The sequence below is a fragment of the Microcoleus sp. PH2017_35_SFW_U_B genome, from assembly GCF_020737865.1.
GTDB lineage: Bacteria > Cyanobacteriota > Cyanobacteriia > Cyanobacteriales > Microcoleaceae > Microcoleus.
On sequence record NZ_JAEQDE010000021.1, the window covers coordinates 22,429 to 42,116 of the forward strand.

The 19,688-nt window shown below is 43.6% G+C and carries 19 protein-coding genes; 7 read left to right on the forward strand and 12 right to left on the reverse strand.

From position 1 onward, the window contains the following. Nucleotides 1-6: 6 nt before the first annotated feature. The 7 genes from JGK36_RS01535 to JGK36_RS01565 form a co-directional block, all read right to left on the reverse strand. Nucleotides 7-1,755, reverse strand: a complete 1,749-nt coding sequence (locus tag JGK36_RS01535) for a hypothetical protein (protein WP_293185267.1) — start codon at nucleotides 1,753-1,755, stop codon at nucleotides 7-9. A 253-nt stretch (nucleotides 1,756-2,008) separates the two neighbouring features. Continuing rightward, nucleotides 2,009-3,409 (reverse strand): hypothetical protein, encoded by a 1,401-nt coding sequence (locus JGK36_RS01540; RefSeq protein WP_293185265.1) that lies wholly within the window; start codon nucleotides 3,407-3,409, stop codon nucleotides 2,009-2,011. Nucleotide 3,410: 1 nt separating this feature from the next. Then, on the reverse strand, nucleotides 3,411-3,743 hold the full coding sequence (locus tag JGK36_RS01545) for a hypothetical protein (protein WP_293185264.1): 333 nt from the start codon (nucleotides 3,741-3,743) through the stop codon (nucleotides 3,411-3,413). A 228-nt stretch (nucleotides 3,744-3,971) separates the two neighbouring features. After that, entirely contained in the window at nucleotides 3,972-6,935 is a 2,964-nt protein-coding gene (locus JGK36_RS01550) for a CHAT domain-containing protein (RefSeq protein ID WP_293185263.1), read from the reverse strand. A gap of 91 nt (nucleotides 6,936-7,026) precedes the next feature. Continuing rightward, nucleotides 7,027-7,149, reverse strand: a complete 123-nt coding sequence (locus JGK36_RS01555; protein ID WP_293185262.1) for a hypothetical protein — start codon at nucleotides 7,147-7,149, stop codon at nucleotides 7,027-7,029. Further along, on the reverse strand, nucleotides 7,146-7,472 hold the full coding sequence (locus JGK36_RS01560; protein WP_293185260.1) for a nucleotidyltransferase domain-containing protein: 327 nt from the start codon (nucleotides 7,470-7,472) through the stop codon (nucleotides 7,146-7,148). The genes JGK36_RS01555 and JGK36_RS01560 overlap by 4 nt, the downstream gene beginning before the upstream one ends. Nucleotides 7,473-7,737: 265 nt before the next feature. Then, on the reverse strand, nucleotides 7,738-8,952 hold the full coding sequence (locus JGK36_RS01565; RefSeq protein WP_293195795.1) for an acetate kinase: 1,215 nt from the start codon (nucleotides 8,950-8,952) through the stop codon (nucleotides 7,738-7,740). A 277-nt stretch (nucleotides 8,953-9,229) separates the two neighbouring features. Here JGK36_RS01565 and psaK point away from each other — a divergent pair, with 277 nt between their 5' ends. Further along, nucleotides 9,230-9,490, forward strand: coding sequence for a photosystem I reaction center subunit PsaK (gene psaK / locus JGK36_RS01570; protein ID WP_293185258.1), 261 nt, complete (start codon nucleotides 9,230-9,232; stop codon nucleotides 9,488-9,490). A gap of 27 nt (nucleotides 9,491-9,517) precedes the next feature. Here the strand turns inward: psaK and JGK36_RS01575 are convergent, their stop codons facing one another. The 4 genes from JGK36_RS01575 to JGK36_RS01590 all read right to left on the reverse strand — a co-directional run bounded on the left by JGK36_RS01575 (nucleotide 9,518) and on the right by JGK36_RS01590 (nucleotide 14,585). Next, on the reverse strand, nucleotides 9,518-10,156 hold the full coding sequence (locus JGK36_RS01575) for a histidine phosphatase family protein (protein ID WP_293195797.1): 639 nt from the start codon (nucleotides 10,154-10,156) through the stop codon (nucleotides 9,518-9,520). 123 nt (nucleotides 10,157-10,279) lie between these two features. Continuing rightward, nucleotides 10,280-10,969: a DUF3226 domain-containing protein gene (locus JGK36_RS01580; protein WP_293195799.1), complete on the reverse strand. Its 690-nt coding sequence runs from the start codon at nucleotides 10,967-10,969 to the stop codon at nucleotides 10,280-10,282. Further along, nucleotides 10,962-11,966: an AAA family ATPase gene (locus JGK36_RS01585; protein WP_293195801.1), complete on the reverse strand. Its 1,005-nt coding sequence runs from the start codon at nucleotides 11,964-11,966 to the stop codon at nucleotides 10,962-10,964. Before JGK36_RS01585 ends, JGK36_RS01580 begins: the two co-directional genes overlap by 8 nt. A gap of 141 nt (nucleotides 11,967-12,107) precedes the next feature. Beyond that, nucleotides 12,108-14,585, reverse strand: a complete 2,478-nt coding sequence (locus JGK36_RS01590) for a phosphoketolase (RefSeq protein WP_293195803.1) — start codon at nucleotides 14,583-14,585, stop codon at nucleotides 12,108-12,110. A 450-nt stretch (nucleotides 14,586-15,035) separates the two neighbouring features. On the opposite strand from JGK36_RS01590, the gene JGK36_RS01595 reads away from it, so the two are divergent. Genes JGK36_RS01595 through JGK36_RS01610 form a run of 4 tightly spaced genes read left to right on the forward strand, consistent with a single transcriptional unit; the run spans nucleotide 15,036 to nucleotide 16,628 of the window. Continuing rightward, on the forward strand, nucleotides 15,036-15,395 hold the full coding sequence (locus JGK36_RS01595) for a DUF433 domain-containing protein (protein WP_293187022.1): 360 nt from the start codon (nucleotides 15,036-15,038) through the stop codon (nucleotides 15,393-15,395). A 46-nt stretch (nucleotides 15,396-15,441) separates the two neighbouring features. Further along, nucleotides 15,442-15,813 carry a hypothetical protein gene (locus JGK36_RS01600; RefSeq protein WP_293187021.1) on the forward strand — a complete coding sequence of 124 codons (372 nt, stop codon included), beginning with the start codon at nucleotides 15,442-15,444 and terminating at the stop codon, nucleotides 15,811-15,813. A 5-nt stretch (nucleotides 15,814-15,818) separates the two neighbouring features. Continuing rightward, nucleotides 15,819-16,250, forward strand: coding sequence for an HNH endonuclease signature motif containing protein (locus tag JGK36_RS01605; RefSeq protein ID WP_293187020.1), 432 nt, complete (start codon nucleotides 15,819-15,821; stop codon nucleotides 16,248-16,250). Nucleotides 16,251-16,292: 42 nt separating this feature from the next. Beyond that, nucleotides 16,293-16,628 carry a DUF433 domain-containing protein gene (locus tag JGK36_RS01610; RefSeq protein ID WP_293195805.1) on the forward strand — a complete coding sequence of 112 codons (336 nt, stop codon included), beginning with the start codon at nucleotides 16,293-16,295 and terminating at the stop codon, nucleotides 16,626-16,628. Nucleotides 16,629-16,675: 47 nt separating this feature from the next. Here JGK36_RS01610 and JGK36_RS01615 read toward each other — a convergent pair whose 3' ends face one another. Next, nucleotides 16,676-17,551, reverse strand: a complete 876-nt coding sequence (locus tag JGK36_RS01615; protein WP_293195807.1) for an Rpn family recombination-promoting nuclease/putative transposase — start codon at nucleotides 17,549-17,551, stop codon at nucleotides 16,676-16,678. 607 nt (nucleotides 17,552-18,158) lie between these two features. Between JGK36_RS01615 and JGK36_RS01620 the strand changes: the two genes are divergently transcribed. After that, nucleotides 18,159-19,022, forward strand: a complete 864-nt coding sequence (locus JGK36_RS01620) for a site-specific DNA-methyltransferase (protein ID WP_293187017.1) — start codon at nucleotides 18,159-18,161, stop codon at nucleotides 19,020-19,022. A gap of 8 nt (nucleotides 19,023-19,030) precedes the next feature. Then, on the forward strand, nucleotides 19,031-19,669 hold the full coding sequence (locus JGK36_RS01625) for an MvaI/BcnI family restriction endonuclease (protein ID WP_293187016.1): 639 nt from the start codon (nucleotides 19,031-19,033) through the stop codon (nucleotides 19,667-19,669). The last annotated feature ends 19 nt before the right edge of the window (nucleotides 19,670-19,688 follow it).

The window sequence follows — 19,688 nt, forward strand, 5'->3', positions numbered from 1 at the left end:
CGGTAGTCAAGCCTTCAAATCTGAAAACCAAATAGAAACCTCAGCATCTGGATTTTCGGGTAGCCGAGTCCATCCAGTTGATTGGGCAAATCTCTGCTTGACTAGCGCCAGTTGATTTTCATTTTTATCCAAAGCATTGGAGACAACAAGTATGACTCTCAAATCTTGCGCTGTTGTAATTTTACTCTTAGCTTCTTCACCGTCAACTATTGGGAGTGAGAGGATTCTGTGTCTCATTTCCAGCCACGAACCAAAACGCAATTCATCGGTATCTTTAGTTAAAACGACAACATCTTTAGGTGATTTAACGGCAGATTTTATCTGAGTAACTACCGATTTAACATTCTTTTTTGACAAGATATCGACATAGAGAAAATTCTCTGTTGTTGCGTAATTTTTCCGCAAAATTATAGCCTCAGCCCAATCAACTATATAATTGAGCGGGGGCAGCAATACAAAGAATACCAATACAACAGACAATACAATTTTTGACAGTATAGATTTTTCATGATTTGAAATCCAGTAAATGTAGTAAGAAATCACAAAGAAGACAGTAAGTATAAAGAAAGGATTGCTGTAACGACCGATGCCTGCCATTAATAGATTTATTCCAGTTTTATAAGATATATATGCAATGAATATAAAAGGAATCGTTGTAATGCAGCCCCAAAGAATAATAAGTTTTTTATTGTATATATTTTTGCGAGCAGACTCTGCAACAAACCAAAAAGCTGCTAAGGTTCCTGCCAGACCTACAAATATTTTAAAAGTTTCTGCTTTCCGTGAAATATCTAAGGTAAATAACTGTTTAAGAATAGTGCTTGTAAACGTCAACAGCCTACCTTGAGTAAAAATTTCTGAATTGAATAGACCTAAACCTGGAGCTCCTATTAAACTCAATAAAAAACGCATTCCTCTTGTAGAAGGCGATGCCACAGGAATAGCAGCTTCAAATTGGTCTATAGCACTATTGACTCCAGAAAGTGCATGGTGAATAGCGCTCAGACCAATTACTGGCAAAAGGGTGAATACCGTACAAACTGCTAACAGGATAAAACGGTTTTTTAAGGTATATTGTTTGCTGAAAAACCATAAAAATACAGCTAGATAGGCGAGCATTCCTAGAGAAACTAAAAAAGCAGAGTATTTTAACCAGTAAATTCCTCCTAAAAGTAGACCTAGTAGAGCTGCATGAACTAGAAAGCGACTATCAAATTTATTCCCTGAGTCTAAAATTGAGCACAGATACATTGCGTACAGTAATACCCAAGGCATGACTGCCCAAGGAATCACATCTCCTGCTGTACAAACCAATAATGAGCCAATTTCTATATAATAGATAGATAACAGGACAGCTATAATTATTTTGATTTTCTGGTCAGAGGTGAGAGTATCTATTACCTTTATCCACCCCAGACCGCCTGAAACAAACAAAAAGTATGCGGTTGTTCTGACTGCGATTCCTAAAGGCAATCCGAGGGCGATTAAAGGTAAAAATGCGAAGGTGACGCCGGGAGCGTGCCAGACTATCCAGGTTTGTATATCTTGAGAGATATCTTTTTGATTTACTGTGACAACTGAGTTGATCAAACTAGATCCTCCGCTCAACCACTGGTTGATTCCTTTGATTTGAGGGATTGGATCGAACTCTATTTGGTAAGGAAATACTGAGGCGATCGCAAAAAAGACAGTGACTATAAATAGAAATATTAAATATGGCGCTAATTTCTGATAACGAGAATTTGTTAAATTCATAATTATAGTTTTAATTAGGTGAAAAATAAACTATAAGTCACCTGTCTAAAAACTGGCGATAAATGTGATATTTCTTAATAGTTATGAAAGTTTTCGCTGGTAGGTATGTTCGCCAGCAAGAGGTGGGAGTGTTGGGTGGGACGATCGCGCTTGTTGTCGATCGCGCTTATTGTCGATCGCACTGCGCTATCATTCGGATCTAAGCGGATTTGAGATCGATGATTTTTTGGGAAAGGTCGATCGCCCTTTTGACCTATTTTTTCGGTTTGGTGCGCCACCAGGTGATGCCGGCTGCGAAAAGGGCGATCGCGCAACTCAACAAAAAGGAGAATGCAAAGGGATGCAGGTGCATTACAACTGGGATGTGATGGTTTTGCACTGTCTCGAAGAGTTTGTCTGTACCGCTGGATGCGGCGATGCCTCCGGCTGCTAAACCTACGCCGATCGCCTGTACTGTGCTCTCTAGGCGATCGTCCCGATCTTTCTCTTTGTCCTCGCTGTTGCGGAGTGCGAGTTGATTGGTGCGATCGCTCCTGGCTTGTTCTATTTCTACTATGCCGCGGATTGAGGCGATCGCCTGGTCGATTAAGTTTGTCCCGTGGCGGAAATATCCTAAGTCTCCGGCTATTTGCGATCGCATATAAAGAGCACTTTTTCTACTGAAGTGATTTAATATAGATAGTTCTTCCTTATCGATTCCTAGTATATCACAAATTGTTTGCAAAATGTCAATGTAATTGTTAAGATTTAGGACGATTGTATTGTCATAATCTTCGAGTTTCCGCAGCAGACAAGTATAAGTTACAGCTTTACTGAAGAGTTGCTTTAGCTGTTCCTGAAATTCCTGCAATTGGGCGGCAGTTAAGACGGTTCCTCTGGAAAATTGAGCCTGCAATATCTCCACATTTTTCTCAATAATGCGGTATTCGCGATCGAGTTCGCGGTAAATCAGGCGGCTGTCTTGAAAAACTTTGATGATTTTGTTGCGGTAAAATAGTAGGTCAAATATTTCTTCTTGGCAAGTGTTAAAATCCTTGTCGGTTTGTTTGTCAGCCAGCAGCCAGACAAGCAAATGGCGGTAATTTGCTATATCGGCAATTGAACCGTATTCAAAAATCGGACTACCAAATAATTTACCTGAACGATAAAATACAGGTGGCGAGTCGCCTTGGAATAAAGCATTGCGACATTCATCGGCGAGGGGTTTGAGGGAATCTAAATTATCTGAAGAGTTTTCGGGAAGCCCGGTGGTAATTAGGAGAGTTTGACCTAAAAAGTTGTCGTCGCCGTTGATAAGTAAGACTCGATTGGGGTTGAATTTCTGGATGAAATCGACACCTAAATTATTAGCGGTGCCGTCTTCCGGGCAACCTATATTTAAGCATAAAGCATAGCTGTCTTGAATTTGTAGCGGTTGGGCAAAACCTTCTATGGGTTGATTGCTGTTGAATTTTAGTGCGACATTTGGCAGTAAATCCTCGCGGTAGCTGTGAGAATTTGGCGGAAAAACTAGATTTGGTGTCAGCTTTTTATCGGTGAAGTTGGCGAGGATGTTGTCGCAGTGTTTCCAGAGAGGATTATGGCGGCCCTGACTGTCATCGTGCAGTTGGAAAGCGTATAGATAAACATTGGGGGCAGAAATTTTGTCGCTCATATTATTGGCGCGGGGGCTGTGAATTGGGAAGGCGTTTTTTGAGGTTTTCGGGTAACTCTGGATAGCGGTTTAATAGCCTTGGTTCTTGCTCTTCTTTTTTGGTGGGTTGCGGTTCTGGTTTTCTCTCAAATTTATTGATTTCATCTGTTATTTTAGGATAGTTTGCACACCAATCGCCAATGGCATCAGCTACTTCGTTGTTCGATTTATCAGCCATCTGGGATATTGTATTGCTGAGATTTGCTAAATCCTCAACCGCCCCGACTTGTTCAAATACTTCGGGTTTAGTTTCAAAGACTGCTAGGAAACCAGAAATAAATTCTTCATCTGTCATTGCCAATTTCTCCTTTGATTGTATTGTAGTTAGCCGGGGCGGGTTTTTGGGATTTACGGTGTGGTTTCACAGATAGTCGCGAACCCGCCCCTACAGCAATTATATCTGTTTCATACAAGATTAAATTCCCAATTTCAACAATTTTGTAGGGGCGGGTTCGCAGAAATTTATGACTCAAAACCAACCAACTAATAAACCCGCCCCCACCCCATGAAAAGACAGTTTATATTATTGCCCAACTGCACAGAAAGCCGCCCAGTATACGGGAGACTCATAAGGTTGATAATCCTGTTTGTAACCGCGCCTGTATTTGCCTTGAATTTTCTGTTTGTGTTCGCGACTCAGCAACTGCGACGCTTCCACCCATTCTAGCAAACTTTTAACAGTCAAACTCCGCAGCCACAACTGAGACTCCCGCAAAGCAACAGCCACAGGCGGGCGAGTTTTAGACAAGAAAATCTCATAAAACTTAATCATCAAAATCGCCGTAGATACATCATTGACAGCCCACAAAGTGCTAATCACATTCGTGGTTCCGGCGTACAAAAAACCGCTAGGCAATCCGATATACTCATCTGTGCTATCTCTAATATCCGTTAACCCAGTTTCGCAGGCGGAAAGCGTCACTAAACTGCACTTACTCAGGGGCAAATCAAAGATTTCTTCCAGCGTCAGACATTTTTCAATATCCCACAATTTGTCTTGAGGGGAACGAATATAACTTTTGTTCTCGGAGTCCACGTTATCGGTGGCATTTTTCGCACCAGCTAAGATTAAAGCTGATTTCCGAGGATTGTTAAAGTCGAAAAAGCCGTGACAGGAAAAGTGGGCGATCTCGGCATTTTGCAACGCTTCAAGCTGTTGCTGCAATCCTGTCTTACTTGCCTTTTCCCGAATCAAAACTTCCGCTGGATTAAAGGATTTGGCAATTGCTTCAACTTCGATGTCGGTGAAGTCTAAATCTTCTGTCGGGTTTTGAATGGCAAACAATCTTGTGGGTGATGACTCTTCCCCAGTCGGATTTACCCGCTGAGATAATTGTAATAGCTGACAACTGGGAGTATATCTCACGCCGCCAGGGAAAAGATCGAGGAGACATCCAGTTTCTTCTATATTTTGTCTTAGTCTTCGGCTGGTTAATGCGTGAAGCGGTAACAAGTGCAAATATCGGAAGGGAACTAATATTAATTTTTGGCATTTTTCTGGGAGGCGAGAGATTATTTCATCGAAATGCAAGATTTTAGCTAATTTTTCCAGGCGGGTTTTTAGCTGATTTCTCCAGTTTTCAGGTTGATTGATATAGTCACCGATATATTCATTCATAAACTCCACTAATGCTTCTGAGTCTGTATCGGAAGATTGCCAGACATCAGGTTGGGTGGAGTCGCGGGTAATAATGAAAACTTTAAAACCGTTAGAGGTGATGTACCATTCCAAAATTGCCTCATCTTCACCTAACAGACTGCGAATTTCCTGAAAACTAATCTGCTGCACATTTTCCGGGAGGCTGCGGGCCTTGTGAAACAATTCTACTAGGTTTCTGGTTTTGCTGCGTTCGAGGTATTCTAGGGCGACAGTGTTGTTTTCCATTTCCAGGCAAACTGCTACCATATTATGATAAAGCATATCCCATTCTTCGGCTAATTTCTGTCTGTCTGCTTCGCCACCGATAATAATTTCACTCCGCATTAATTCTACTGTATTAATGGCGGATTTAAAGGTATTGTAAGCTTCTGGTAGTTGGGAATTATCCCAGTAAGCAAGTCCGAGATTAGATAGGCTTACAATATTATCTATAGGAAATGCCTCGCGGGTGTAAACTGATAATGATGCTTGAGAAGCAACGATTGCGATTTCGAGATTATCGGCTTTTTCACCTCGAATTCTGTTGCGGTAGGCAAGCCCCAAATTATTTTGACTCCGGGCCCATTCAAAGGGAAATGCCTCACGGGTATAAACTGATAATGATGCTTGATAAGCGGCGATCGTGAGTTCGAGATTATCGGCTTTTTGGCCTCGGATTCTGTCGCTGTAGGCAGCCCCCAAATTATTTTGAGTCCTTGCCCAATCAAATGGAAATTCCTCAGAGGTATAAACTTCTAATAATTCGTCAAAAGCAGCGATAGCCAGTTCGAGATTCTCAGCTTTTTCGCCTCTGATTCTTTTGCTGTAGGCAAGCCCCAAATTATTTTTACTGGTTGCCCATTCAAACGGAAATGCCTCGCGGGTGTAAACGGACAAAGCTGCTTGTGAAGCGGCGATCGCCATTTCGAGATTCTCAGCTTTTTCGCCTCTGATTCTACTACAGTAGGCAAGCCCCAAATTATTTTTACTCATTGCCCATTCAAACAGAAATGCCTCGCGGGTATAAACGGACAAAGCTGCTTCTGAAGTGGCGATCGCCAGTTCGAGATTCTCAGCTTTTTCGCCTCTGATTCTGTTGCTGTAGACATTCGACAAAATATTTTGAATACCTGCCCATTCGCTGGGAAATGCCTCACGGGTGCTAACTTCTAAAGCTGCTTGAGAAAACTCGATCGCCCTTTCAAGATTATCGACTTTTTCCCCTCTAATTCTGTCAAAATAGGCAACCGCCAAATTATATTGAGTCATTGCCCAATCCTCTGTATATTCTTGACGGTTAAAAACAGTCAGGGCAACTTCATAACCTGCAATGGCAATTTCCAAATTACTCTCTCTGTTTAAGGAAAATTGCCAGATTGCATTACTAAACTGGACAACAAGTAATATTATAAAAATGCAGTCTTGTTTCCTATCTAAGTTTTGCAAAGTTTGCTTCGCCCAATTTCGGAAAACTACAGCAAAATTATCATTAATTAAGTTGAGATTATCCCGCAGCAGGGGATAGATTACATTACGATAGTCGCCACTTTCTGCCGTACTTTTTGCCGTACTTTCTGCCGTTACCTGCAATACTTGCTTCAAAAATTCTAACTGATCATTAAAAGAGGGCAATTTTAATATGAGATAGCTTGCCCAATTCATTAAAAAATCTGCTTCATTCTCATTGCCTTCCTCGCGTTTAATTTCTGCCAGCCATTGCGTTACCTGCACCAACCCCGCATCAACTAACTCGGGGTTTGCCTGCAAAATTTGGTTTCTTTCCCCGCTGGGGCAATTCACTAGCGATTGAATCAAATTGAGATAAGCTTGGATTCGTTGTTCGTCCATATCTGGTGGCGGGGATTGCGCGGCGAGGGTATTATTATTTAGCCGGATGTAGCACAATACTGAGTCCGACTTATAATATCCGCATAATTTCTCAGTCTCGCGTTGCGGGAACTTCGTTTGTATAGATGCGATCGCAATCGCCGAATTCTCTGGGGCAATTCAGTAGGGATCGAATCAGATTTTGAGCTAATTCGACAAATTGTTCGGGTTTCATAAAACTATTCCCTCTTTACGAATGTTCCTCAACAAAGGCCCGTTGTAGTGCAAAAACCGATTTTCATCCATAAACAAACAGCTAATCACTTCATCATTTTGGAGAGACAAGTCAGCCCGAATATGGCTAATTCTTTTGATTTCTTCGCCGGGATTGACTTGTCCTTTGAGAACTACCAAAACATCAATATCTGAGTCGGGATCTGCGTCGCCCCGCGCTTGGGAACCGTAGAGTACCATTTGGGTGAGCCGATCGCCGTAGAGTTGCTCGAAGTGCGATCGCAACTGAGTTAAAATAGTCTGGAGCTTATTGTTGACGTTCATATTCGTTGTCGTGGATGCTGGAAGGGCGATGGGGCTTGTCAATCTACGTACATAGTCTAGTCTAAATGCACAAAACTCGGCACAAAACTCCGCACTCTTCAACCCGCGGAGGCGGGTTTCGTATGTGTAGACGCGGTTTCAACCGCCGTCTCAACCGCCGAAAAAACCCCGCACTCTTCAACCCGCGGAGGCGGGTTTCGTATGTGTAGACGCGGTTTCAACCGCCGTCTCAACCGCCGAAAAAACCCGCCGAAAAAATCCCGAATTATCTACGAGAAATATCCCAGCATTCCCGCGCAATCTCCCAATCTTCCTGAGTATGAATCACCAAAACCCGCACCGCAGAATCAACCGCCGCAACATCATCATCAATTGGCGAATTCAAATTCTTCTCCCCATCCAACCTTAACCCAATAAACCCAAAAACCTCGCACACAGCAGCCCTGACAGCAGCCGAATTTTCCCCAACACCAGCCGTAAAAATCAAAGCATCCAACCCTCCCAAATTCGCCAACATCGCCCCAATTCCGGCGCGCAAACGGTGGATGTAAATATCCAATGCAAGTTGAGCCCGAGAATTGCCATTTGCGATCGCCTCCGCAACCAGCCGCATATCGCTAGAAACCCCAGAAATCCCCTTCAAACCAGAATTTCGATTCAGAATATTATCGAGTTCCTCAGCAGTAAAGTGCGATCGCCTTAACAGATGAATTATGATACCAGGATCGATCGCACCCGATCGACTCCCCATCATCAAACCATCCAAAGGAGTAAAACCCATCGTAGTGTCAACACTCAGGCCGTCGCGAACCGCCGCCAGAGAGCATCCGTTGCCCAAATGACAGCTAATCAGCCGCAAATCGGCAGAATCGCGGTTCAGAATTTCGGCAGCCCTGCGAGCGCAATATTGATGGCTAATGCCGTGGAAACCGTAGCGGCGAATCCCCTCTTCCAGCCATTCGTAGGGGCCCGGATACACAAAAGCTGCGGGCGGTAACTGTGAGTGAAAAGCTGTATCAAAAACTGCGACTTGCGGCACATTTCCGAGGATTTTCTCAATCGCTTCGATACCTTCCAAGTTAATCGGATTGTGAATGGGAGCAAACTCAGATAAACGGGCGATTTCCTGTTTTACTTCCGGCGAAATTCGCGTACTTTGCTGATAGTTTCCCCCCCCATGTACGACGCGATGACCGACAATATCAATCTCGTTTAAACTGTTAATAACTTGAGTTTCACCCTGCCACAGAGTCTCTAGCATTCGAGCGATCGCCCCAGCGCGAGAATCCGAGGCAATTTCTTCCTCAAATCTATGGCCAGCAGCAGTTGTGACTTGCAACTCCCCCGCACCTTCGCGGTGAGTCCAGTCTATTTTTGCTTCCCATAGAGGTTGTGGCGGGCGATCGGGAAGCGTGTCATTTAGTTCGTAAAAGCAGCTTTTTTGACTGCTAGAACCTGCATTTAAAACTAAGATTTTCATGGTAATTGGTAATTGGGAATTGGTAATTTAGGACTTACTCACTCCAACCTCAGAAACCGGGTTTTTACCTTTTCTGCTGGTTGGAACCTGTGTATTTTGCTCAAAAACGCGGTTTCTGGCTACCCGTATTGATTGTTAGCTATTCACTAATGACGACTTTATTAAGGAATTTATCAAAATGTTAAGTATTAATGCAATCTGTAGTCAAGCGTTACGGTTATTTGATATATCTTCGTCATCAGATTTTCATTGATTAAAGTTTAAGGAGCCGATCGCCATGTTGACAACTATTTTATTAACCGTTGCGCCTCGTACCGTAGAATGGAGCCCCACCATTGGGCTGATTATGATTGTCTGCAATATTCTAGCCATTGCTTTCGGCAAATTAACAATCCAGCATCAGAGCACAGGTGGGGCAATGCCTTCAGCGAATATGTTCGGCGGTTTTGGTTTGGGTGCAGTCTTGGGAACCACCTGCTTTGGTCATATTTTGGGCGCAGGTACGATTTTAGGATTGTCTTACATTGGCGCGATTTAGAATCTAGGTGGGGACTGCACACCTTTTCTAAGTACCGGGTAAATTGCGGAGGTTTTCATCCAAGTGCGATCGATCGCCCAAAACCTCCAGCATCGGCCCGCGCACATCAAACTTGACAATACTAACAGAAGCTGCTAAAGCGGCAATACGATTGCGATAACTTCCCAAATCAATCCCCAACAAACCGCACAGAATAATCCGAATAGTCGCCTTGTGGGAAACCACCAAAACATTTCCGCTCTTGTATTTTTCCTGAATTTCTGCAATAATTAAAGAAGCTCTACTCGCAATTTGCACAGAAGTTTCGCCCTTAGTCGGTGCATTCCAAGCAGGTTCAGTCAGCCAATTAATATAATCTTCAGAATATTCTTGTTTGACAGCTTCCAGGGTTTTGCCTTCCCACTCGCCGTACTTAATTTCCTTAAGTCCGTCGCGCAACTGCATTTCAATTCCTAGAGTATGGCACAAAGGTGTTGCAGTTGCGATCGTCCGTTTCATCGGACTAACATAAACAGCATCCCAAGGCAATTTCGCGTAAGTTGTGGCAAACTGTTGGGCCATTTGAGCACCTTCGGCTGTCAACTCTGGATCGAGGTCGCCGCAGAAACCGCCACTTTTGCTGTAAACTGTTTCACCGTGGCGTAGAAAGTAGATTTTTAAGCTCATAAATTACTTAATTGTGATATCAAATCCAGTTTACTCTTCAGTCCGCGAAGGCGGACTTCGTTCGTGTAGAAGCGGTTTCAACCGCCGATTATTTCAACCGCCGATTTCATTTGTTTTCTCATTTTAACAAAAAAGCCTAAAAAAATCTTTCAAATCATCAAGAGCAGAATTATCCCAATCCCAAATATCTTTTTTGTGTTCCATAACATAATCAAACTCAGACATACTGCATTTCCTTCCAGCTTGTTTCTGTTCCTTATTTGAGCAAGTATCAAATCTAATATAGTTGCTAACCCAGAATTTATCAAACTCTTTCTGGTTGATTTTCTTTCCCTGGTTTTCTAGGCAAGTTTTCCAGCTATCCAAACAATCAGCATAGGTCGAATCTTTAGCCTTGATTGCCTTTAAAAGCGTTTCCAGTTCACCTTTACCTCCAACATTTGTAAAATAGCAAGCCAATTTTGCATTTGTTCCATGATCTGTTGTACAAATATCGATAAATTGTTTAGTGCTTGACAAGCTTTCAGCTTCAAACACTTGTTTTATACATCTATCTACGAATTGCAGCCGTTCTTGCTCTGAATAGTTATCAATATCGATAATAATCCCTATTTTTTCTATATCTCTTTTTTGCAGGTCGGCTTCTAAAGCTTTTAATGTAGTGATTAACTTGGTTTCGCTCAAACCTTCCAAACATTCATAATCATCTATATAGATAGGTGGTTCTACCTGGATATCGCAGTTAATAAAATCAACCATTGCCTTCATAAAAATTGCATCATTTTTACTTTCTACTATGACAATATTACTCACCTCTCACTCCTTTTTGATGCTCTAGTGCGTAATTCAATGTTTCCAAATCGCGTCGGATACCGATTATTTGATTTGTTTTGGGTTTCTTTGCTAGTTCAAAATAGGCGCTGCTGCATTTCTGATTAGGTTCCAAACCAACATCAGCAAATGCTTGAAGCATCTCTAAACTGTGAGTTGTCGCGAAAATCTGGGTATCCAGTTCAACCGCCAACCGAAACAACATTCTCCAAAACTCTCGCTGGTTTGTATAGTGTATGCCATTTTCTATTTCATCGATTAGCAGTATTTTGTGTTCGCTGTTTACCAGTTTAAGGATAATGTCTGCAACTCGGTTCATAGCATCTCCAAACAATGATAGAGGCAAACGCTTTTCGCCTTTTCTTCTCAAGTATAGCGTTGGTTCCCCAATATAAAAACTCTCTACTGATTCGATTGCAGGGTCGATAATTTGAAAAGCTTTTAAAACTTCGCTATCTTTTTCATTCAAACGCGCGTTATCGTATGCTACTGTGAGTTCTCTCCCTGAAATCCTGGTAAACGATGGAATGATTGGTACTTTGCCAGTAGTAGAAGTATCATAACTCATTAAATGTGTCGCAGGAACCTTTTTTGATGACAAGGCAGATCGATTTTCGTTCCTCATAAACTCAATAACTATACTAGATTTAACTGAATTAATTTCTAATTTAATTTCTACTCGATCCGTGTTGTTGTAGTCTTTTCCAATAATTACTATAGATGTATCTTTTTTTAGTGCGTAAAATAAGTTATCCCAGGCTCTATCTGGCATAGCTTGTACAGCTTTTGATGACTCTCTTCTTAACTCTTTTAGGATTGCTAGACTGCTAGCGTGTGGAGCAATATTGAGAAAAAATGCTTCTAGCAAAGCTGTTTTGCCAGCATTGTTTTTGCCGCCGATTAAATTGACTCTTTCAAACCCAGAAATTTTGATTTGCTCAAAACACCTAAAATTTTGGATTTCTATTTCTTTCAGCATTACTTATCCTTTTGAATTAATCTAACTCATCTGCGTTAATCTGTGTTCATCTGCCTGTATCTGCGGTTAAAAAAAGAGAATTTTGCAACCGCAGATGACAATAGATTAACGCGGATTCACGCAGATAAAGAGAAGCCGTACCTACCCAGGAGCACCCGATCGCACACCTTGATCTCCCGTCACCGTCGGATCTTTCGTTTCCTTCGGCATTTCCGACACAACAGCGCCACCGTGCGGCCACTTCCAGTCGCGGATTTCCGGCATATCATCACCGTGTTTGGTGATATACAGCCTGTGATCAATCAGCTTGTCCCGCAGCGCCTGTTTCCCATAAGCCGCAGCATAACTCAGTTTTGGAACGCGGTCAATTACATCACCAACCAAATGGAAGCGATCGAGATCGTTCATCACCACCATATCAAACGGCGTGGTAGTTGTTCCCTCTTCCTTGTAACCGCGAACATGAATATTCGGGTGATTTTTGCGGCGATAAGTCAATCTGTGAATCAGCCAAGGATAGCCGTGAAAAGCAAAAATTACAGGCTTATCCTTCGTAAACAAAGCATCAAAATCCTTGTCAGACAAACCGTGAGGATGTTCTGTCGAAGGCTGAAGCGTCATCAAATCCACCACATTCACCACCCGCACTTTTAACTCAGGATAATCTCGGCGCAGAATGTCAACAGCGGCCAAAGTTTCCAGCGTTGGAACATCACCCGCGCAAGCCATCACCACATCCGGTTCGCCACCTTTATCATTGCTAGCCCACTCCCAAATTCCGAGGCCAGCCGTACAGTGTTTAATCGCAGCATCCATATCCAAATACTGCAAAGCCGGCTGCTTCCCAGCAATAATCACATTCACATAATTGCGACTGCGGAGACAGTGATCGGTAACAGACAGCAAAGTATTCGCATCGGGCGGCAAATATATCCGCACCACCTCCGCTTTCTTGTTAATTACGTGGTCGATAAAACCCGGATCTTGGTGCGAAAAACCATTGTGGTCTTGCCGCCAAACGTGAGAAGTTAAGAGGTAGTTGAGAGATGCGATCGGTCTGCGCCAAGGAATTTCGCGAGTCGTTTTCAACCATTTAGCGTGTTGGTTGAACATCGAGTCAATGATGTGAATAAATGCTTCGTAGCAGGAGAAAAATCCGTGCCTTCCTGTTAGCAAATAGCCTTCCAGCCAACCCTGACACAAATGTTCGCTGAGGACTTCCATCACGCGGCCGTCGGCAGACAGGTGCTCGTCATCCTCCGGCAAAACACTACCCATCCACTCCCGCCCAGTCACTTCAAACACCGGATCGAGGCGGTTTGAGGCCGTCTCGTCGGGCCCGACAATGCGGAAATTGGCGTTTTCCTGATTCAGTTTCATCACATCCCGTAGAAAGCGGCCGGAAACGCGGGTTGCTTCTGCCATCACAGTCCCCGGTTTTTGCACGTCTACGGCGTAGTCGGCAAATTCTGGCATTTTCAAATCTCGCAGCAGCAGACCGCCGTTAGCGTGCGGATTTGCCCCCATGCGTCGATCGCCCTTTGGTGCTAATTCCGCCAATTCTGCAATCAATTTACCCTTGTCGTCAAACAGTTCTTCGGGCTTGTAGCTTTTCATCCAATCTTCCAGGAGTTGGACGTGTCCAGGCTTAGAAGCCATTTCAGCTAATGGAACTTGGTGCGATCGCCACGAGCCCTCAGTTTTCTTCCCGTCAACTTCTTTCGGCCCCGTCCAACCCTTGGGACTTTTAAGTACAATCATCGGCCACTGAGGGCGATCGGCATAGCCCTTCGTGCGCGCTTCCTCCTGAATCGACTTAATTTCGCCGATCGCCGTATCCATCGTTGCAGCCATCAACTGGTGCATCGTTTCCGGGTCTGAACCTTCGACCCAATAAGGTTTGTAGCCATAACCGACCATCAAACTCTCTAATTCCTCGCGGGGAATGCGGGCCAACACCGTCGGATTCGCAATTTTGTAGCCATTCAGGTGCAAAATCGGCAACACAGCCCCATCCCGAACCGGGTTGAGAAACTTGTTAGAATGCCAGCTAGCAGCCAGCGGGCCAGTTTCTGCTTCCCCATCCCCGACAACCGCCGCCACAATCAAATCGGGATTATCGAAGGCCGCCCCATAAGCGTGGACAAGGGCATAGCCAAGTTCCCCGCCCTCGTGAATCGAACCCGGAGTTTCCGGCGCGACGTGGCTGGGAATACCGCCGGGAAACGAGAACTGTTTGAACAGCCGTTGAATTCCCTCTTCATCTTGGGAAATGTTCGAGTAATATTCGGTATAAGTTCCTTCGAGATAGGTGTTAGCCACCAAGCCCGGCCCGCCGTGTCCTGGGCCTGCGATGTAGATAGCGTTTAAGTCTTGGGCTTTGATGACTCGGTTGAGGTGAACGTAGATGAAGTTGAGGCCTGGAGTGGTGCCCCAATGTCCGAGGAGTCTGGGTTTGACGTGTTCGAGTTTGAGGGGTTCTTTGAGTAGGGGATTGTCGAGGAGATAGATTTGTCCGACGGAAAGGTAGTTAGCGGCCCGCCAGTAAGCGTTGATTTTGCCTAGTTCTGAGTCGGAAAGTGGCTTTAATTGGGGGATTTCGGTCGTTGCTAGCATCATAAGTTTTTCAATCCTGAGTTTGAGTGATGTGTTCGGTAAACTCTGTTTTGAAATTCGATCGAGGCCGAGAAACCGGGTTTTTTACAAAAATACTTGATTGCAACCCGCAGATTCGGGGAAAACCCGGTTTCTTTGTCGGAGTCCGTAATTTATGTTTACTCCATATTTTTCAAGCAAACAATTGAATTGTATACCAGTTTTATCTAAATCAAACTTTAAATCAACGTTAATTTTTGAGTAACAAGTCAGCTATTATCGCGGCAGAAAAGCTGGAGGTTGTGAGGGGTGAAAGCCAGCAATGAAAAATATACTTCTCTAGGTAGAGGTGAGAATAATTTATATTAGATATGCAGATTTTTAATTGTGGAGCTATAATGAAAAAGTTCGACATTGAATCTGAAGGGAGCCTTGATGCTACCTGTTAAGAAAAAACTTTTCACCATAGATTCTATGACAATCAAAGAATTAGAAGCACAACTTTTGGCCTTAACGCCAACCGAGAAAGCTCAAATCATCCAATTATTAACCCAAAACTTAGCTAACACCTGGCAAGGAATTAGCAAAACCCCCGGTGTCTGTGGCGGTGATGCTTGTATCAGACAGACTCGCATTCCTGTTTGGGTGCTGGAGAGCTTTCGTCGGTTGGGTATGAACGAGTCTCGACTTTTAGATAACTATCCCACACTAACGGCTACTGATTTAGCAAATGCCTGGGCTTATGCGGCAGTTGTTCCAGATGAAATTGAAATAGCTATCCGCGAAAATGACGAGGCAGACGCAATTTTAGATACACCGGAAAATATCAAATAGTAAAATATGGCATAATATAAATATTCGTTTCATAGCCATTCGACCTATGACCGCCCAAATCACCCTGAATTTGCCAGATGAAGTCTATCACCAAGCAGAATTACTAGCGCAGCAACGCCACCGCAGCGTGAGTGAGATTATAGTAGAAACTCTGGAAATTTTCCTTTTACCAACCACTAAACCAGTATCAGAATTGTCTGATTCTGAAGTAATCAGTCTGACTCAACTCCGGCTGCAACCAGTCCAAGAACAACGATTGAATGAATTGCTAGATCGCCAACAGTCCGGTACGATTACCTCTGTAGAACATCAAGAATTGCAAGCATTAATCCACATCTATGAAGCTAGACTATTACGACAAGCTCAATCCTTAAATGAAGCTGTGCGGCGCGGGTTGCTCGAACCATTAAAAGGATAATCAAAATGGCAATTTCTGAACAAGTTAGAGCCAGAGTTCGCACACAAGCTCAAAATCGATGCGGTTATTGTCGCAGTTTACAAATGTATGTCCTGGGAATATTGGAAATTGACCATATTATTCCTAAAGCGACGGGCGGTACTGACGAGGAAGAAAATCTCTGGCTGGCTTGTAGTCTGTGCAATAATTACAAAGGAACCCAAACTGACGCATTAGATGCGGTCACGCAAACGCGCGTTAAGTTGTTTAATCCGCGCACTCAACAATGGTCACAATATTTTGCTTGGAGTGAAGACTCTACAGAAATTATTGGACTTACAGACTGCGGTCGCGCAACAGTAACAGCACTACAACTCAACAATAATATTGCTGTTACTGTCAGGAGTCAGTGGGTTAGTGCTGGATGGCATCCGCCAACAGAATCAAGTATTTCATAACAAAATTCAAGTCCAGAGCCATTCATAAATCAAATAGATTATATGACAATCCCAGAATTAGAAGCACAACTTTTGGCCTTAACGCCGATCGACAAAGCTGAGGCCATCAGCATCTTAACCCAGAGTTTGAAAAACAGTGGCCGCCCGATCGCAAAAACTCCCGGTGCGATCGGCGGTGATGCTTGTATTGACAACACTCGCATTCCCGTTTGGTTACTCGCCAGCTATCGCAATGACGGCGCTACCGATGCTTTTATCCTAGATTGCTATCCCCATCTCAGTGCTGCTGATTTAGTAAATGTTTGGGCTTATACTGAAGCTTATCTAGATGAAATTGAGTCAGCAATTCGACAGCAAGATGATGCTGACGAAATTTAGCGAGTAAAGTGCATCAGCTATTGAAGCCCTCATAACTCGCTAAATTCTTATCTTTCCGACTGCTGCACCTCCAGCCAAGCCTGCAAATCCGCCATAGTAGCAAAATCCAACAGCGCCTCACTCAAATCTTCGAGGACTAGCAAGGGCAGATTGGCAAGGCGCGATCGCATTTCCTCAGAAAGTTCTTGCCGTAACCGACGGGTTAATTGTCGAACAATCAGGGCACAGGCTTCTGCCTGCCGTCCTTCCTGCCGTCCTTCCTGCCGTCCTTCCGCCTTAGCTTCTTGATAGAATCTCGTTTCCTGTAATGTAATTCCCAACATTGATTCCACCTCGGCTCGACTCAACGATGTAAATTTGTACGACAAAATAGTAGCTAATAGGTCTATTATGTCACGACCTGCTGCTGGTGGAACTTCTTGCTGCACTCGGCTCAGCAAATATCTTGCTTCTGCTGGTGCTTGAGTCTCCCCGACAGTCGTCAACACCATCAGCGCAATCCCTAAAGGCAAAGCGCGAATATCCCCCAACTCATCCAAGCATACCCGATGCACCTGATTGCTGTTGAGCAAAGCTCGATAAGGATAAACATCGCTTTGTTCGACGCTGCGTGATGGATAAATCACTACAGCCTGCCAATCCCTATAACGACTGCGATTGCGGTAAAAATATAAAAACGATTCGCCAAACAACCTTTCGTAAAGCTGTTCGTCTTTCTGAAACTGAACTTCACAAAAATAGACAATGCCCGGTTCCTCAGATTCTGGGGGCAAAAATACGCCGTCAATTTCAAATTTAGGTTCTTTGACTGCAACCGAGTCAAAGCGATAATTGGCAGCATTTGCTGGAGTTGTCGCTAGTAGATCGAACAGCAAAGTGGGCGCTTGTCCGAACAGTTTGTAGAAGATTGAATCCCGTCGCATGAAAGATTTGCAAAGAAAGAGAGACAAATTAATACTACTGCATAATGGTTCGCGCAAAATATGCGATCGGCCTCTATCGAAATCTCGAAATATGCGTTAGCGAAGCCCTCGAAGAGGATCGCCCTTAATTCAAATTTTATTAAAAGTTCGATCTATAAAAACCGAAGCCCTAAAATAACAAAGGCTCGTTAATGAGCCTTCGCCAAAATATAAATCTTGGTATTCAGAACGTCTTTACCGGAATTCCTCGACCCTCGTGGGTAACGGGATGTCATGATTAGATCATGTCTGCTGCATCCATGTCTTTAATATAGTTCATGGTTTAGATATGGGTCAATTTTTACCCAGAAAACGATGAATATTTTCCAGTGTGGGCAATTTACGGTATAGTATGCTTTCTATTTCTGGATTACCGCAGTTTTTTCGTTTGGTCGATCGCGCATATGGCCTTTTTGGCGACTGAGGAGATTTTAGACCAACGCGAGGTAGGGATAGGGTGGGTTTGTGCGATCGGCGTTGGGCGATCGAAATTTGTGATAAACTTTCAAATCCAATCTAAAATCTAGATTGTGCTTTTGGACTATCAACCAAGCAGTAAACAAGCCTTATGACTTCACAAGTACAACTTGAACAGGTAAAGCCGGAGCTAGTTTGGCGATCGCATGATGGACTGTCTCACCTTTATCATGGCGATACTTTGGAACTCATGGCTTTGCTGCCTGCTGAAAGCGTAGACTGCATCTGGACGGATCCGCCTTACAACCTTTCCAATGATGGTATTACCTGCGTTGCTGGTCGTATGGTCAAGGTAAACAAGGGGGAATGGGATCGCAGTCAAGGTGTTGAACTAGACCATGAATTTAACAAAGCATGGTTGGCTGCTTGTTATCGGCTTCTTAAACCAACTGGTACCATCTGGGTAACGGGTACTCTCCATGTGTATCCATCAGTCGGATTTGCTATGCAGCAGCTTGGCTTTCGTATTCTCAATGACATTATTTGGGAAAAACCTGCTCCACCTCCAAATCTGGGGTGCCGCTGTTTCACTCATTCAACAGAACTAATACTATGGGCAACAAAAGCACGTAAAGGAAAAGAACGTTACACATTCAATTATGAGGAAATGAAGGCTGAGAATGGCGACAAACAGATGAAGAATGTTTGGCGAATGTCTACTCCTGGCAAACATGAAAAACTCTATGGTAAGCATCCGACACAAAAACCTATTGAACTTGTTGCGCGTTGCCTTCGAGCAAGCACAAACCCAGACGATCTAGTTTTTGATCCTTTTTCCGGTTCTTCCACAACTGGAGTTGCAGCTTTATCATTAGGGCGAAAATTTATTGGTTGTGAAGCAGATGCGGGTCATGTTGAACTCTCGATTAAACGCTTAACCGGAAGTACCCCGACCGGGGATAACTTCGGTTTAATTAATCCCAGTCAAGTAGAGTTACCAGTGGCATTTAAGTAAGGTTATCTATGGAGAGAGTAGAGGCAATTACAAGACTCACTACATTGGTAGGTCAAGATCTTCGACAACTAGCAGATCAATACCGTATAACGGTTTGGAGTAAAGAAGATAAGAAAAACAAGGGTTGGGCTGGGCATACAATTGAACGCTACTTGGGATTAGCCCTTAACTCATCTCGATCGCCTAATTTTGGTAGTTGGGAGCTAAAGCTAGTTCCACTAATACGTAAACGAACAGGAGAACTCAGAGTCAAAGAAACGATGGCAATCACGATGATAGATCCAGTAGAGGTGGAAAACAAAGAATTTGAGGAAAGCCATCTCTTCAACAAACTACAGAAAATGGTTGTTGTTGCACGGGTATTTGAGAGCCAAGCAGATAATTGTTCTTTTGTGCATTCAGTAGCTTCCTTCGATCTTGATAATCCTACAATTTACGAGCAAGTGAAAGCAGACTACAACCTTGTTCGGGAAACAATTATAACTCAAGGGTTTTCAAGTCTTAGTGGAAAAATGGGCAAACTTGTGCAGCCAAGAACTAAGGGGCAAGGGCATGGCAGCACCTCTCGTGCTTTCTACGCTCGAACTAAGTTTGTCGCACATATATTAGGAGAGGGGTATTCTGTTCCACTGCCTGTCAAGCCTTAACCTATTTTTGATTGGCACT

Coding starts and splice junctions, on each gene's coding strand:
- JGK36_RS01600 (WP_293187021.1), top strand. CDS start 15,442: ATGACCGCCCAAATCACCCTGAATTTGCCAGATGAAGTCTATCACCAA.
- JGK36_RS01595 (WP_293187022.1), top strand. CDS start 15,036: ATGACAATCAAAGAATTAGAAGCACAACTTTTGGCCTTAACGCCAACC.
- JGK36_RS01605 (WP_293187020.1), top strand. CDS start 15,819: ATGGCAATTTCTGAACAAGTTAGAGCCAGAGTTCGCACACAAGCTCAA.
- JGK36_RS01575 (WP_293195797.1), bottom strand. CDS start 10,156: ATGAGCTTAAAAATCTACTTTCTACGCCACGGTGAAACAGTTTACAGC.
- JGK36_RS01610 (WP_293195805.1), top strand. CDS start 16,293: ATGACAATCCCAGAATTAGAAGCACAACTTTTGGCCTTAACGCCGATC.
- psaK (WP_293185258.1), top strand. CDS start 9,230: ATGTTGACAACTATTTTATTAACCGTTGCGCCTCGTACCGTAGAATGG.
- JGK36_RS01565 (WP_293195795.1), bottom strand. CDS start 8,952: ATGAAAATCTTAGTTTTAAATGCAGGTTCTAGCAGTCAAAAAAGCTGC.
- JGK36_RS01555 (WP_293185262.1), bottom strand. CDS start 7,149: ATGAAACCCGAACAATTTGTCGAATTAGCTCAAAATCTGATTCGATCC.
- JGK36_RS01585 (WP_293195801.1), bottom strand. CDS start 11,966: ATGCTGAAAGAAATAGAAATCCAAAATTTTAGGTGTTTTGAGCAAATC.
- JGK36_RS01615 (WP_293195807.1), bottom strand. CDS start 17,551: ATGCGACGGGATTCAATCTTCTACAAACTGTTCGGACAAGCGCCCACT.
- JGK36_RS01535 (WP_293185267.1), bottom strand. CDS start 1,755: ATGAATTTAACAAATTCTCGTTATCAGAAATTAGCGCCATATTTAATA.
- JGK36_RS01550 (WP_293185263.1), bottom strand. CDS start 6,935: ATGGACGAACAACGAATCCAAGCTTATCTCAATTTGATTCAATCGCTA.
- JGK36_RS01560 (WP_293185260.1), bottom strand. CDS start 7,472: ATGAACGTCAACAATAAGCTCCAGACTATTTTAACTCAGTTGCGATCG.
- JGK36_RS01545 (WP_293185264.1), bottom strand. CDS start 3,743: ATGACAGATGAAGAATTTATTTCTGGTTTCCTAGCAGTCTTTGAAACT.
- JGK36_RS01625 (WP_293187016.1), top strand. CDS start 19,031: ATGGAGAGAGTAGAGGCAATTACAAGACTCACTACATTGGTAGGTCAA.
- JGK36_RS01590 (WP_293195803.1), bottom strand. CDS start 14,585: ATGATGCTAGCAACGACCGAAATCCCCCAATTAAAGCCACTTTCCGAC.
- JGK36_RS01540 (WP_293185265.1), bottom strand. CDS start 3,409: ATGAGCGACAAAATTTCTGCCCCCAATGTTTATCTATACGCTTTCCAA.
- JGK36_RS01620 (WP_293187017.1), top strand. CDS start 18,159: ATGACTTCACAAGTACAACTTGAACAGGTAAAGCCGGAGCTAGTTTGG.